Origin of the sequence: Anaerotruncus sp. AF02-27 (assembly GCF_003465835.1) — a bacterium.
In the GTDB taxonomy this organism is placed as follows: domain Bacteria; phylum Bacillota; class Clostridia; order Oscillospirales; family Ruminococcaceae; genus Anaerotruncus; species Anaerotruncus rubiinfantis.
Genome location: NZ_QSBX01000010.1, coordinates 15,760 through 29,906 on the forward strand (window position 1 = coordinate 15,760; position 14,147 = coordinate 29,906).

Below are 14,147 nucleotides of genomic sequence, written 5' to 3' on the forward strand. Positions count from 1 at the left end.
GGCATTAAGACCGAAAATACATTTTCGGGCAATTTAGCTTAAATTTACAATAATTTTTAGTGCATATTGCAAAAATCATTAGCAAATCTATTGCAAAATGATTTTGAAGTTGTTAAGATGATTTTGCACAAAAGGTGCTATCGATTTCATGATGCACATCGAAATTTCACAGCTGATCCGCATCGGATCACTGCCGAAAAACTTAGACACACTGAAAGGACTATGTTTCATGAGGATTGCAATTCTTGGCGCAGGTGCAATGGGAATGCTCTTTGGCGGGCACCTGTCCCGGAAAAATGAGGTGACGCTGATTGACATCGACCAGCAGAAGGTCGATGCGGTAAACCAAAACGGAATCACAATCTGCAACCCGGACGGGACGCGGACAAACGAACATCCGCACGCGACCACCGACAGTTCCGGCATGCCGCCGGCCGACCTGATTATCGTTTTTGTCAAGGCAATGTTTTCCCGCAGCGCTCTGCAGGCAAATAAAGCCCTGATCGGCCCCGCCACCTACGTGATGACCCTCCAGAACGGCTCCGGGCACGAGGAAGTCCTCCGGGAATTCGCTCCGCCTGAACGGATCATCATCGGCACCACCCAGCACAACAGCTCGATCTCGGACCGCTCCACCATCAACCACGGCGGCGGCGGAAAAACTGTGATCGGACGCCTGGAAGGCGAACTCGAAGCGCTCCGGCCGATTTCGGAAAGCTTTACCGCATGCGGCATTGATACGGAACTTTCCGACCAGATCCGCAAGATGATCTGGAACAAGATGTTTTTGAATGTTTCGGCAAGCGTACTGACCGGCGTTCTGCAGACAAAGCTCGGCTTCCTGACCGACAACGAATATGCCTGGTCGCTCACCGAACAGCTCCTGCGGGAAGCTGTCCGGGTTGCAAACGGCGACCAGCTCGGCTTTGACGAGGAGGAAGTGGTGGACCGCGTCAAAAACCAGATCATAGCGGCGCACGACGGCTACACCTCGATCTACGCCGACCTGCGGGACGGCCGCAAAACCGAAGTGGACACGATCAACGGCAGCGTCGTGCGGGCAAGCCGCCGCAATGGAGTCCCCGCTCCCTGCCACGAGTTTATTGTCGCGCTTGTCCACACCAAAGAAGCGCTCAACGCGGCCGCGGCTGAAAAATCCGCAGGCGCACAATAACGGCGTAAACAGATCAGCAATGCGTGATCTTTTATTTCAGCCGCGGCCGGCAACAGAAGGTATCATTCCGGCGCGGCCAGGAGAAAATCTTAAGGAGGAGACAAAATGAATGGATATTCACTTGGCGATGGGCTCCGGGTCATCGACCTGACCAAAACTCTGGATCCCAAAACCGAAACCCGTCGCTGCGGGCTGACCCGTTTCAACACGGGCGGTCCGATCCCCGATTTCCACACCATTATGGATCTGACCAGCCATCTGGGGACCCACGTGGAATGCCCGTACCACCATAACGACAACTGGACCGATGTGCAGGCGCTGCCGCTCACGACCTTCATGGGACGGGCGATCTACGTCAACATCGAACATCTCGCGCCGAACAGCCACATCATGCCGGCGGACATGGAAAAAGCCTGCGGCGACTTTCTAAAGGAGGGCGACATCGTCATCCTGGACAGCCCCTATCGCATCCCGCCGTTCACCGAGTTGACCAACACCCCGGACGACAAACGCCTGTTCATCTGCCGTGAAACCGCCGAGTGGTTCCGCGACAAAAAGGTGAAATGCGTCGGGTTTGGCGACGGCGTTTCGATCGAGAACAACTACGAGGACGTCTGCGCCTTCCACGACATCCTGATGGAAAAGGATATCGTGTTCCTGGAGGTTCTCAAGAACCTTGACCAGCTTTCCTCCCGGGTATTCTTCATGTCCTATTCCCCGCTGCCTATCAAAGGGCTGGATTCCTGCCCCGTGCGCGCCTACGCAATCGAGGGCCTCAAGGAATTCAGTGAATAATATAACGTCATAAAAGGAAAGGAAACTTCAAATGAAAAAGAATTCAAAACGTATTCTGAGTCTCCTGCTCGCAACTGCAATGGTTTCCGCATTTGGCGGCTGCTCCAGCTCCAACAGCGCATCCTCCTCCGCGCCGGCGGCTTCCACTCCGGCTGCATCCACCCCCGCGGCTTCCTCCGAAGCGTCCGCTGAAACCATCACCCTGCGTCTGGGCCACACCCAGTCCACCGAACACCTCGTGAATACCACCGCTGAGAACTTTGCCGCGATGGTCAACGAAAAAACCGGCGGCGCCGTCAAGATTGACGTCTATCCGTCCGAAACCCTCGGCACCAACACCGAGCTCGCGGAAGCCTGCTCGAAGGGCGACGTGGACTTCTATATCTCCGCGACCGGCCAGTATACCCAGCGTTACACTCCGTTCACCATCGTGGAAGCGTTCTATATGTTCCGTGACCGCGATCATCTGTTCAAATTCTATGAGAGCGAGCCCTATCAGGAGCTGGTCGACGGCCTTGCCGAAACCTGCAGCGTCCATGTCCTGGCCCCGCTTTACTACGGCGCCCGCCAGATGACCACCTCCAAAAAGCCGCTGAACACCGCCGCCGACATCGCTGGCCTGAAGATGCGCGCCGCCAACGAGCCGCTTCCGATCGCTGCGTTCACCACCCTCGGCGCAACCCCGACTCCGATCGCCTATAACGAAACTTACCTGGCGCTCCAGCAGGGCACTGTCGATGGACAGGAGAACCCGCCCGCTTCCATCAGCACCATGAAGTTCTATGAAGTCCAGGATTATCTCAACCTGACCTATCATCAGTTCCAGATGCTCAGCATCTTCATGAGCGACGCCGCCAAGCAGAAGCTCACCGAGGAGCAGGTTCAGATCATCTATGACTGCGCCAAAGCTGTTTCCGACGAGCACAACACCAAGGCTGTTGAAGAAGAGCAGACCTACATCGACCAGATCGGTGAAAATTGCGAAATCATCGAGTCCGACATCGCTTCCTTCCGCGAAAAAATCGCCCCGATGTACGACCAGTTCAAGGATCAGTGGATCGAAGGCATGTACGAAGAAATCCAGGCAATGTAATCGCACCATCATATCCGCATAGGATCGATCACTGACGGAACGCCTTCCGGGATTCCGGAAGGCGTTCCCTTTCCAAATCGATAACAAGAAAGGCGTCTTATGATGTTAAAGAAATTAGAAAACACTCTTTTAAAGATTGAAAAAACGCTCTTTGTCACAATTCTGGCGGTGATGGTGGTGATCCTCTCCTGCCATGTCGTTATGCGTTATCTTTTCAACAAGCCGCTGATCTGGACAGATGAAGTGGTCACCATGATGCAGGGCGTGATCGCCTTTCTGGGTATCGGGTACTGCTTCCACCGCGGCAAACATATCGAACTCACTCTGGTTTATGACCGGGTGCCGACCGTTGTAAAATGGCTGTTCGACATCCTTTCCAATTCCGTAATGCTGGTCTGCACCATTTTTATGGTCAAGGTGAGCTACGAATATGTCATCTTCAAACATATCCCGCTCGGTACAATCCCCTGGCTCAAGCAGAGCTATTTCTATGCGGGAATCCTGGTCGGTTTTATCGTCGCGGCCGGTTATATCCTGGTGCGCCTGATCAAGACCTTCTCCAACATTATTGAGACATGCAAAGCGCGCGGCGCTGGAAAGGAGTGAGCGAAGGATGGCATTATTGTTTATCCTGTTCTTCGGCTTCCTGATCATCCGGATGCCGGTTGGTTTCTGCATGCTGTGCAGTTCCCTCATCTATTCCTGGGTTAACGGGGAAAGCCCGGACATGCTGCTTTCCCGCGCGGTTTCGGGCTCCAGCTCGTTCACCCTGCTTGCCCTCGCCTTCTTCATCCTCGCCGGCAATATCATGAACCGCGGCGGCATCACCGACCGGATCTTCGGGTTCTGCCAGAAGCTGGTCGGCTGGATTCCGGGCGGTCTGGGCCACGCCAATGTCGCTGCATCGGTCATCTTCGCGGGCATGTCCGGTTCCGCGGTCGCGGATGCGGGCGGCCTGGGAGCAATCGAAATCAAAGCGATGAAAGACCACGGTTTCGATGAGGAATTCGCCGTGGCCGTCACCGGCGCCTCGTCCTGTATCGGCCCGATCATTCCGCCGAGCATCTCAGCGGTCGTCTTTGCGGTTGCGAGCGGCGTATCGGTCGGCAAGCTGTTCCTCGGCGGCGTCCTGCCGGGCGTCACACTAGCCATCGTCCAGATGATCTACGTTTTTATTATCTCCAAAAAACGCGGTTATCCCTGCACGCCGTTTGAAGGGTTCCGTAAGCTGGGCAATTCGTTTATCGGCTCCCTGCCTGCGCTGCTGACCCCGCTGATCATCCTCGGCAGCATTATGACCGGCATCTGCACGCCCACCGAAGCTTCGGTCGTCGCGGTTCTGTACGCGCTGGCGCTCGGCTTCATCACCAAAGACCTGCGGCTCAAAGATCTTCCCGACCTGCTTGATGAAACGATCCTGCTCACGATGAGCGTGCTGTTTATCGTCAGCAGCGCGAACTCGTTCGGTTATATCATCACCGCGCTGCAGGTCCCGACCAAGCTGGCCGCCCTTTTCATCGGCGTCATCAGCAACAAGTATGTCGCGCTGATCCTGATCAATATCTTCCTGCTGCTGGTCGGCATGGTCATGGAAAGTCTCGCTGCCCTTGTCATCCTGGTTCCGATCCTCATGCCGGTCGTCACCTCCTTTGGGATCGATCCGCTTCATTTCGGAATTATCTGCATCCTCAACATCACCATCGGCATGCTCACCCCGCCGGTCGGCATGGTGCTCTTCACCCTGACTGGTGTCAGCAGCCTCTCCTTTGAGAAGATAACAAAGGCGATGATGCCGCTATTATTCATCAACATTGTCGCCCTGCTGATTGTCACCTATTGTCCTCCGCTGGTCACCTGGCTGCCGAACCTGCTGATGTAAGCAGGAGCCATTCCACAAAAATTCATTAAAGGAGAAATCTGTATGATTCCAGTTGAACTCAAACAGGAAATCCGTGACGGCGTCGTCAAGACGCTGCCAATGGTTAACGAAATCCAAAATGAAGAACTGCGCCAGAAGGTCATCGACGCCTGGGCATTCTCACTCCAGATCAACGGTTTCACCAAAATTGAAGAGATGCCCGGTTCCGGCATGCCGGAAGCGAGCGAGCTGGGCGACCAGTCGATGCACATCCGCGCGGTAGGCTATAACGCCGTGAGCCTCTATGAGAACTTGGAAAAGGCTTATCAGATGGATCTGGGGCTGGATAAAGACATGCTGCGCGCCTGTGCGCTGCTGCACGACGTAGGCAAGCCGTACGAGTACAACAAAGAGAACCGGAAACGCTGGGCCGAAAACCACAAGACCACCGGCGCGCCGAATGCCCGCCATCCGGCATACGGCACCTACATCGCCATCACTGCTGAGCTTCCGGAAGAAGTCGTGCATGTCTGCGCCTGCCATTCCCCGGAGGGACGTTTTGTCACCCGCAGCGCATATGCAACCCTGGTTCACTATGCGGACGACGGCTCCTGGTTCTCGCTGGCAAGCATGTTTGACCTGAATATCCCGAAACTCTAATTTTTATCATTCATCCTCCATTTAGATTAGGCGCTGGTTTCCTCTGGAAACCAGCGCCTTTTTGCGCGCCCGCCGGCAGCTATGATGCCGTTATGTATATTCTAATGAAACTATAATGCCCTTTTGAACTGGTACTGCAGTGAGTTGCTATTTCTGGAAAATGTGGTATTATTAGGATACAATTTAATATCGTCTCCTGGACACCGCCCCGTGTACAACTCACGGGGCGGTGTCCTCTTTTTCTTTGTACAGCAGCGCGTGCATAATGACACGGGTCTGCCGTTTTTTCCATTCCGGAACTTCCCGGTAAACCCGCAGCCATTCCATAAAAAGCTCAGAATCAGCGTCTGTTTTTGCCTCCCGCACAGCCGTATCATCCGCAAAATCATCATGAATCAACTGCTCGACGGTCATGCCGAGACAATTCGCAATATGCACCAAGGTCGCCTGGGTGGGATTGGTTACCAGACCGCGTTCAAATTTGCTTACATAGGCGACACTCATATAGGTATCCATGGCAAAATCCAGTTGTGTGATCTTGTGCTCCTTTCGGTACTCCTTTATTTTCCGTCCAACAATTTCTCCTATTGTCATTCGAATTCCTCCCATAAAAAGAATACAATGGCAATAGAAAATTTGACATACCTATTAGTGCTATAAGCTATATGAACTATAGTTTATAGATTCATCTCTCCGGATTGCCAAGGCCAAAAACATGTGCATAATTCCTGAAATAAGATTGTTATTTTTAAAAAAATCTGTTATAATTTACTCACCAAAAGATCGCGGCAAATTTCGAAAGTATCTGCCGCTCAAACCAACGGCAAAGCTTGGAGGCGAAAACGGCTAAGGTATCAAAATGGACCGCAAAAAACAATATTGACTGAAAGAGGTGGGCGTTATGACGAAATCTGTGGAGCCAATGAAGATGCCAAGCCTATGGCTGTCTGCCGGAATCATTGTGATGATCGGCACCGTCCTGACCACCGGAATCACAGCCGGAATCGCCACAATCCCGCTGCTCACCCTCAATATTGTCCTGGTGGCCGTCGTATCTCTTCTGTCAGGTTATCCTTACCGGGAGTTGGAGCAGGGGATGATGGAAGGCGTGCGCAGATCGATCGACTGTGTCATGATCCTGATATTCGTGGGCGTGCTGATTGCCGGCTGGATTCTCTGCGGCACAGTCCCTATGCTGATTTATTACGGGCTTTCGGTCGTCAGCCCAAAGCTTCTGCTCCCGTTGGCCTTCCTGCTCTGCTCTCTGCTGTCCCTCTGCACAGGATCCTCCTGGGGTACCGCCGGGACGGTGGGAATTGCCTGCGTCAGCATCGGCGCCAGCATCGGGATGCCGGTCGCGGTGGTCGCCGGAGCGGCCATTTCCGGCTCCATTTTGGGGGATAAGCTCTCCCCATTGTCGGACGCCACCATCATGGCGGCCAGCGCCAGCGGCACGGGATTATACCAGCATGTGCGCTCGATGGCCTACACCACGGCGCCGTCCTTTCTGATCACCTTGCTCATTTTTTACTTCATGGGAGCGGCGTACGCCGATACGCCGATGCATCCGGCGGTTGTGGAAACCGTACGCGGAACCTTGGCGGAAATCTATCAATTCAGTCCCCTGCTGCTGCTGCCCATGGCCGCCATTCTCGTGTTCAGCCTCATGCGGATGCCGGCAATCCCAGCGATCCTGCTTTCCGGACTGCTGGGGCTCTTTCTGGCGGTCGCAATCCAGGGAGTGGATGTCTCGACCGCCATTTCTGCTATCCTGCAGGGGGCCGCCAGCAATACAGGTGTGGAAATTGTCGATTCGATGTTGAACAAGGGAGGCATCACAGCCATGCTTTCCACCCTCTGTACAGCCGTGCTCGCCCTGGGGCTGGGCGGAATCCTGAGCCGGGCAGGCTACCTGCATGTGCTGGTGGAAGCGATTTCGCGGAGGGTGAAGACCGACAGGGGAACCGTGATTCTGACCCTGTTCTGTGGAATGATTACCCTGTGTCTTGTCGCACAGTTTTATGTCTCAGTGGCGCTGATGGGCACGATGTTTGGTGAAATCTACGACGCGCGTAGAATCCACCGGAGCGTGCTCTCAAGAACGCTCGAGGAATCGAACACCATCATGCTGCCGCTGGTCCCCTGGAACACCAGCGCCGTCTATTATATGGGGCTGTTCGGGTTTCACAACCTTGCTTTCGCACCATATCTCGTCTTTTCCTATGTGAACATTGCAATTTGTCTTTTGTGCGTGCTTTCCGGGCTGTTCATCTTCCGCCGCCGGGCGGACAACCCCGCGGAAACCGATTGGAAGTGGCATGAGCCCGTGTCTGACTCCGCTTTTGCGCAGGAAGCCTGATCAAAAGCCGATAAAAAACAACGGCGTTTATTCAGTTTGAATAAACGCCGTTGTTTACATGTTGACCGAATGTCCAAATTCTGCAAAATCCCTGCAGCACTCCATCTGCAACGCTTCAATTTCATCAAAGTGGCTGATGATGCAGTTTCTGGTGCTCATATGATCCTTTTCGATCAGGCGCTGCGCCAATGCGACATCCTTATCGATTACCGCTTTGGCCAGGCGGACGTGCATATCCACCTCCGCTTTCAGCGCGGAAACGTTGTCCGGGATGTTCCGCGTAATATAAATTAAATGCAACTTTCCAATTCTTCTGGTCAGGTCGATCAGATTCTTCAATTCGTTGGCAATAATCTGGGGACAAAGCTCCAGCAGATAAAAATGGAACCGGAGCTGTTCGTCAAAAAACCGGAGCATCGTTTCGAGATTCACCGCGGCGTCAATCTGCCGCGCGGTTTCTTCAAAATGCCGCAGAAATTCCGAAACTCTGGCGGGGTCCGCATGTGGGATCGCTTTTTTGATCGCCATACATTCCACAGCCGCCCGGAAATCATATAAAGCTTCCAATTCTTCCGGCGTGTAATTCCGAATATAGGAACCGCTGCGCTGTTTCACTGTGATATAGCCGTCTTTGTCCAGCGCCTTAAGCGCGGTGATTACCGGCGTCCGGCTGACGCCGAACTCATTCGACAGGGCCTCGATGTCGATCCTTTCCCCCGGTGTAAACTCATTATCGATAATTTTCTTTTTAATCTCATCGTAGACCCAATCGTTTAATAATGCGATTGCCATGTAATGAAACCCCGCCCTTTACCTGTTGGATTCCCGGATTTTGAAAGCTGCCGCGCGCAGGGCTGCTAAATTTTCCGGCAGCCGCAAACGTCCGCAGCATTTTCTCCCCGCAATTATAGCATGAATCGCGCGGGAAGGCAAAATCCCGCACGCCGTCCCAACGATTTCCATGGAAAACATACGCCCGCAAAGCGGGCGTATGTTTTGAAGCAACGGATTCCCATCTTATTTTCCGACACCGAGCAGCCAGTAAGGAATCACGTCCCGTGCAAAAATATCCTGCACCGTTTCACGGCGTCTAGCCAGCGCGGCGCGCCCATTCGAAACGATAACGGTCGCGGAGCGCGGCATCGCATTGGCATTGTTGCCAAAAGACTCCATATAGGCGCCCATGTCCAGAAATGCCAGCAGGTCGCCTTCTTTAACAGCGGGGATTTTGCGCTGTTTGGCCAAAACATCGTCCGCGCTGCAAAGCTGGCCGCACACATCCACAACCTCCTCATCCGGCGCGGAGGTATTGTTCGCAACCACGATATAATGAAAACGATTCTGCGCATCGAATGGATCGCCCATCTCATTGGTGTTGCCGTCTACATAGACCCACTTTCTGTTGGTCACCTCGTGATCTTCCTTGCGCAGCCCCACACGCGTCAGGAACATGCCTGCTTTTTCCACGCAGAACCGGCCCGGCTCCAAAATCAGTTTGGGAAGCTTCATCTGGTATTCCGCGCATTTCCTGATAAAGACATCCGTGATGTCTGCCGCATACCGCTCCAGGCTTGGATAAATAAATTCGTTTCCATAACGCACCGGTGTAAAGCCGCCTCCGATATCCACCATCTCCGGTTCCCAGCCGGTCTTGTCCTTCGCCATTTTGAGAACCTCCAAAAGTTCCTCCAATTCTTCCACATGGAATCCAACCCGGCGCGGAATCCCGCCGTGATACATCGCGCCCACCAGATTCAAATACGGCGATTTCAGGCAGTGCTCAATACTTTTGAGCGCCTGATTGGGCTCATTTCCAAATTTGAAGGTCCGTTCCCATTCGGCGCCATCGACGCCAGAAGCATAACGCGGATCGACATAGTGTTCCAGATCCACCTTTTTCAGCGGCAGGCGGCAGCGGACCGCAACATTCAGCTTTTTCCCCATCTCTTTTGCCAGCGATTCCACCCGGCAAACCTCCCCATAGGTATCCAGGTTAACGGTGATACCGGCGTCGATTGCCGCGCGCAGAATTTCCGGGAGCTTGTTGCAGCCATTCATAACAATTTTTTCCGGGTCAGTACCGGTAACCAGCGCGGAATAAAGCTCGCCAAGCCCGAACGCCTCGCCGCCGGCCCCTTTTTCAGTGGCTACAATTCTGCGCATTGCCAGCCCATAGTTGGATTTCAGGCCCACACAGGTCAGAACTTCCCCCGGATATCTGGACTGAAAGGCGTCATGGAATGTCCGGATGCTGGCCCGCAAGGTGTTTTCTGAGATCACAAACAAGGGGGTACCGTACTCTTTTGCAAGATCCGTACATTTTACACCGTCAAAAATCAGTTCATTGTCCACACACTCAATAAATTCCCCATATTTTCCCATCTTCTGCACCTCTATTCCTAAAATTTCCGGTTTCCCGGTTTGGAACCAAATTTTGCGCGCCCGCCATGGCACAAACTAAAATCTAAAATTTCAGTTTGTGCTTTCAGTATAGTTGCAAATCGTTCCAATGTCAATAGCCGTCTGGCACCGCTGCGCAAACCCCTTTACAGAAAAGCGCATTGGAACCGATTGGGGACCCCCACAGGATGCGGCGGCCCGGTTAAAAGGCACCCGGAATCCAGCTGCGGATTCCGGGCGCCTGCCGGATCGAAATTTGCCTTTCTCGCGGGACTCTGTTCCGCGGGCAAAATTTTGTAGCATTTAATTTCGTAAATCCATTGACTTTTATTCCAATTGCGGATACACTTAAACAAATGCTTGTCATCTAGCATAATTTTTAAAAAAGAGGTATTTCATGTACAACGACAAAACTCTTACTTGCAAAGACTGCGGCTGCGAATTTACTTTTACTGCCAGCGAACAGGAATTTTTCGCCGAAAAAGGTTTCACCAATGAACCCCAGCGCTGCAAACCTTGCCGTGACGCCCGCAAAGGCAATTCCCGCGGCGGTTCCGGCGACAGACAAATGTATGATGCCGTGTGCGCAGAATGCGGAAGAACCTGCAAAGTTCCTTTCGAGCCCCGCAACGACCGTCCTGTATACTGCAGTGATTGCTTTGCAAATAAGAGATAACATAACGTCTGATCGCGCACCCTTCGGGGTGCGCTTTTTTTCGTTTTTTTGCTCCCGCGGAATTTCCTTTCATTTTAGAAAGGCAAGCAGCTTTTTGATCCCCTTCCCTGTAGCGGAGCTCACAAAAAAGACCTCCTGCGCCCCCGCAAACCGCAGCAGCTCCCCTGCCCGGGCGGCCTGCATGGGGGTCTCGCAAAGATCCATCTTCGTAACTACGCCGATCAGCGGCCGGTTGAACATGCCGTACATCCGCGGAGAAAACGCGCACTGTTCATCGTTGCAGCTCTGCAGCATCAAAATGCAGTCGGCTTCTACCGCTGTGACCACCAGTGCCTTATAGAATTGTTTCTGTTCGATGTATTCTCCTGGCGTGTCAATAAGCGATCCGCCGAGCACTTCGATTGCCTGCGTCTTTTTATAGTGCTGCTTTTCCTGCAAAAGGCATTGTCCAAGCCTTGTTTTTCCACAGCCGATCTTCCCAATCAGCATAATCTTTTTCATTGGCGCCCCCCTCAGGATTTGGTAATTTCCGTCGGGGTAAAATGCAGTACATGCCCCAATACCGCAAGGACGTCCCTGAGAGCCGCCTCCACACTGGAAACATCACCGCAGATCACCAGTGAACCGCTGAAACGGTCAACAAAAACGATTTCAACTTCCGCAGCTTTGGAGGCAACGTCTGCGCCGATGATGGCCGCTTCACTCGGGGTGATCGTCAGAATGCCCAAAGCCCCCCGCTTTTCCGATACCACACCGAGCTTTTTATAAAGTTCTTCTATCGGATTGGCAATCAGATGCGCCATTGTCACCTGCTTTCCGGGTACAAACTCCTGTATAATACGCTGTTTTTCTTCCGGCAATTCGCTCCCCTCCTCCCATCACGATTTCCGTCCGAAAGCACCGGGCTTTTTTACATCAGCGATTCAAAAATTTCCGGACGCGGATTTGGGATAACCACTTTGGCAAGCATCAGTCCGCGCTCGCATCCCTGTTTTGCTCCCGCCTGCACAGCTTCGTTTACCGCCGCTACTTCCCCGGTCATCGTGACAAACGATTTCCCGCCAATACCAAGTCCCAGCCTCACATCGAGTAGTGTTATATCCGCCGCCTTGACCGCTGCGTCCGCCGCATAAACCGCCGCCGTGATACTGAAAAATTCCAGTACCCCTACCGCGCCGGGTCCATCCGGTACCGATGCCGCGTTGATCGCCGCCACCACCTGCGGATGTACCATCGGGATCACAACCGAATCCACAATATGCGAGCCGCCCACGGCGGCGCCCGCGTCCAGCGACGCGCTGACTGCGGAGACCGCCCCGGTGAACATAATGACATACTTTCCCGGACAGATCGCCTTTGCAAAGAGCAGATTCGTTTCCGCGGCCTTCAAAACGGCGTCCGCCGCTTCCACGCCCTTTGCGATACTGTTCAGCTCCAGAAAACCAATCGTTTCCATCATACCGCCGCACCTTCCCCTTCCTGAATCGTGACGTACCCAGGATCAATACGCGCTGTTCCGGAAATGGAAGCATGCAGGTTTGCACCGAGCTTCCCCTCCGGGCATTTCGCAATCAGCTGCCCGGCTGTCACCGATTCCCCGTCCCGGATCACCGGTTCGGCAGGCGCGCCAATATTCTGCCGCAGCGCAATTTTTACCTGTGCGGGGATGCATTCGCGCAGGGTATCCGTGCCGCACACATCATAAAATCCAAGCACACCCGCCCGGGCGGCCGCCCGTTTTGACGGCAGCTTACGGCCCGACCGCCAGGGGGAAATGTCCCGCGCTCCGCTGCCCTTTGGATATCGGATTTCCGCCTTTGCAAGCTCTGCCTTGATCAACGCGTTCACCCGGCGCGGCTGCAGTGACATCGGACACGCGAACAGTTCGCAGACGCCGCACTCACAGCAGAGCGCGGCATTTTGTACCGCCGGATCATCCAGGATCTCTGAAAACGCCCCGGCAAAGGCAAGTTTACGCATGATTCGGTGCGGTTCAATCGGATGCCCTAAAAGATGCCGCGGGCAGAGATCTGTACATTGACTGCACTGAATGCAGGCGCTCCGGGCGCGGTTTTTCATATGTTCCACCGAAATCTTTTCCGCTGCGGCAATCGGACCAATGTCTGGCAGCAACAGAATTCCTGAGGTTGTTTTTGTTATGCAGGCGTCCGCCGCCTGCGTGCGGGTCATCCGTTTCCCCATCATCGGGCCTCCGCATACCACGATATGGTTTTCATCCGACACACCTCCCGCCAGCGCGATACAGTCCGCGTAGGAGGTGCCAACCGGAACGTGAATCACCGACGGTTCCCGGACAAGCCCCGATACCGTCAGATATTTCCAAATGAAGGGTTTTCCCTCCATGGCATCCGCGATACTCAACATGGTCGCCACATTGCTCACCACGCACCCAACATCGAGCGGGATACCAGCGGGCGGCACCGCCTGGCCGGTCACCTCGGCAACAAGGGTCTGTTCGTCGCCGGCCGGATAAAAGCTCTCCATCTCATGGATGGAAATTTCCGGATCGATCTGTGCGATGGCTTCCCGCAGCGCTGTGAGCTCCTGCCGGTACGCGCTTTTGGTGGCAACCGTGCAGCGGATGTCCCCCAATTCCCTGCGTACAGCGCTCGCCGCCGCGATCACCCGTCCGGCAAGATGCCGGAGGATATAACGGTCGGTGCGCAGGAGCGGCTCGCATTCCGCGGCATTGAGGATGATCCATTCTGCGTCTCCATTCAGTTTCGCATGCGTTGGGAAACCCGCGCCGCCGCAGCCGACGATGCCCGCTGCAAAAATCTGATCCGTCAGGCTCATACGCCGTCATCACCTTTCGCCGCCTTGGTCTGCCGCTTTTCCCGCTCGACCTCCAGCGTGTCGATAATTCCCACAATCGCGCAATCCACAGGCAGGTCGTTGCCGCCCGCCGCAACGCGCGCGGTGCTTCCGCTCACCACGAGCACCCGTTCGCCCACTCCTGCGCCGACCTGGTCAGCCGCCACAAGGACGTTTCCCCCGCGGCCGCTTTCCGTCTCGCGAACCACCATCAGTTTCTGTCCTTCCAATTCCGGCGATTTTTTGGTCGCCCACACATGGCCAATCACTTCACAAATAAGCATTGCAACCTCCCAA

Annotated in this window: 16 protein-coding genes; 8 read left to right on the forward strand and 8 right to left on the reverse strand. The window is 54.1% G+C overall.

Translation table 11 applies throughout. The features are described from left to right. Positions 1-229 precede the first annotated feature (229 nt). The 6 genes from DWV16_RS09520 (at position 230) to DWV16_RS09545 (ending at position 5,580) form a co-directional block, all read left to right on the forward strand. Positions 230-1,174 carry a ketopantoate reductase family protein gene (locus DWV16_RS09520; protein ID WP_066460422.1) on the forward strand — a complete coding sequence of 315 codons (945 nt, stop codon included), beginning with the start codon at positions 230-232 and terminating at the stop codon, positions 1,172-1,174. A 105-nt stretch (positions 1,175-1,279) separates the two neighbouring features. Beyond that, positions 1,280-1,969, forward strand: a complete 690-nt coding sequence (locus DWV16_RS09525; RefSeq protein ID WP_066458884.1) for a cyclase family protein — start codon at positions 1,280-1,282, stop codon at positions 1,967-1,969. Positions 1,970-2,000: 31 nt separating this feature from the next. Continuing rightward, on the forward strand, positions 2,001-3,062 hold the full coding sequence (locus tag DWV16_RS09530; RefSeq protein WP_118478953.1) for a sialic acid TRAP transporter substrate-binding protein SiaP: 1,062 nt from the start codon (positions 2,001-2,003) through the stop codon (positions 3,060-3,062). A 102-nt stretch (positions 3,063-3,164) separates the two neighbouring features. After that, entirely contained in the window at positions 3,165-3,668 is a 504-nt protein-coding gene (locus DWV16_RS09535; protein WP_066460420.1) for a TRAP transporter small permease, read from the forward strand. A gap of 7 nt (positions 3,669-3,675) precedes the next feature. Further along, a complete protein-coding gene (locus DWV16_RS09540) occupies positions 3,676-4,941 on the forward strand; it encodes a TRAP transporter large permease (RefSeq protein ID WP_066458880.1) in 1,266 nt (421 codons plus the stop codon). 42 nt (positions 4,942-4,983) lie between these two features. Next, positions 4,984-5,580 (forward strand): HDIG domain-containing metalloprotein, encoded by a 597-nt coding sequence (locus DWV16_RS09545; protein WP_066458878.1) that lies wholly within the window; start codon positions 4,984-4,986, stop codon positions 5,578-5,580. A gap of 219 nt (positions 5,581-5,799) precedes the next feature. Here the strand turns inward: DWV16_RS09545 and DWV16_RS09550 are convergent, their stop codons facing one another. Further along, a complete protein-coding gene (locus DWV16_RS09550) occupies positions 5,800-6,174 on the reverse strand; it encodes a helix-turn-helix domain-containing protein (RefSeq protein ID WP_066458876.1) in 375 nt (124 codons plus the stop codon). A gap of 307 nt (positions 6,175-6,481) precedes the next feature. Here DWV16_RS09550 and nhaC point away from each other — a divergent pair, with 307 nt between their 5' ends. Next, positions 6,482-7,939 carry a Na+/H+ antiporter NhaC gene (gene nhaC, locus DWV16_RS09555; RefSeq protein WP_243007304.1) on the forward strand — a complete coding sequence of 486 codons (1,458 nt, stop codon included), beginning with the start codon at positions 6,482-6,484 and terminating at the stop codon, positions 7,937-7,939. A 54-nt stretch (positions 7,940-7,993) separates the two neighbouring features. Here nhaC and DWV16_RS09560 read toward each other — a convergent pair whose 3' ends face one another. Together DWV16_RS09560 and DWV16_RS09565 are read right to left on the reverse strand one after the other, a co-directional pair. Further along, a complete protein-coding gene (locus DWV16_RS09560; protein WP_118478955.1) occupies positions 7,994-8,731 on the reverse strand; it encodes a GntR family transcriptional regulator in 738 nt (245 codons plus the stop codon). 225 nt (positions 8,732-8,956) lie between these two features. Continuing rightward, positions 8,957-10,321 carry a hypothetical protein gene (locus DWV16_RS09565; protein WP_066458870.1) on the reverse strand — a complete coding sequence of 455 codons (1,365 nt, stop codon included), beginning with the start codon at positions 10,319-10,321 and terminating at the stop codon, positions 8,957-8,959. A 415-nt stretch (positions 10,322-10,736) separates the two neighbouring features. Here DWV16_RS09565 and DWV16_RS09570 point away from each other — a divergent pair, with 415 nt between their 5' ends. Then, positions 10,737-11,015: a zinc-ribbon domain containing protein gene (locus tag DWV16_RS09570; RefSeq protein WP_066458868.1), complete on the forward strand. Its 279-nt coding sequence runs from the start codon at positions 10,737-10,739 to the stop codon at positions 11,013-11,015. 69 nt (positions 11,016-11,084) lie between these two features. Here the strand turns inward: DWV16_RS09570 and DWV16_RS09575 are convergent, their stop codons facing one another. From DWV16_RS09575 to DWV16_RS09595, 5 genes are read right to left on the reverse strand one after another with little or no spacing between them, the layout of a single operon-like run. After that, complete coding sequence (locus DWV16_RS09575; RefSeq protein WP_118478957.1) at positions 11,085-11,516, reverse strand: EutP/PduV family microcompartment system protein; 432 nt, start codon at positions 11,514-11,516, stop codon at positions 11,085-11,087. Between the two features lie 11 nt (positions 11,517-11,527). Then, on the reverse strand, positions 11,528-11,875 hold the full coding sequence (gene eutS / locus DWV16_RS09580) for an ethanolamine utilization microcompartment protein EutS (protein WP_066458866.1): 348 nt from the start codon (positions 11,873-11,875) through the stop codon (positions 11,528-11,530). Positions 11,876-11,925: 50 nt separating this feature from the next. After that, positions 11,926-12,474: a BMC domain-containing protein gene (locus tag DWV16_RS09585; RefSeq protein WP_341423446.1), complete on the reverse strand. Its 549-nt coding sequence runs from the start codon at positions 12,472-12,474 to the stop codon at positions 11,926-11,928. Continuing rightward, the gene (locus DWV16_RS09590) at positions 12,471-13,832 is read right to left on the reverse strand and encodes a 4Fe-4S dicluster domain-containing protein (protein WP_118478959.1); all 1,362 of its coding nucleotides are present in this window, start codon (positions 13,830-13,832) and stop codon (positions 12,471-12,473) included. Before DWV16_RS09590 ends, DWV16_RS09585 begins: the two co-directional genes overlap by 4 nt. Next, a complete protein-coding gene (locus DWV16_RS09595) occupies positions 13,829-14,134 on the reverse strand; it encodes a EutN/CcmL family microcompartment protein (RefSeq protein ID WP_066458864.1) in 306 nt (101 codons plus the stop codon). The genes DWV16_RS09590 and DWV16_RS09595 overlap by 4 nt, the downstream gene beginning before the upstream one ends. Positions 14,135-14,147: the final 13 nt, after the last annotated feature.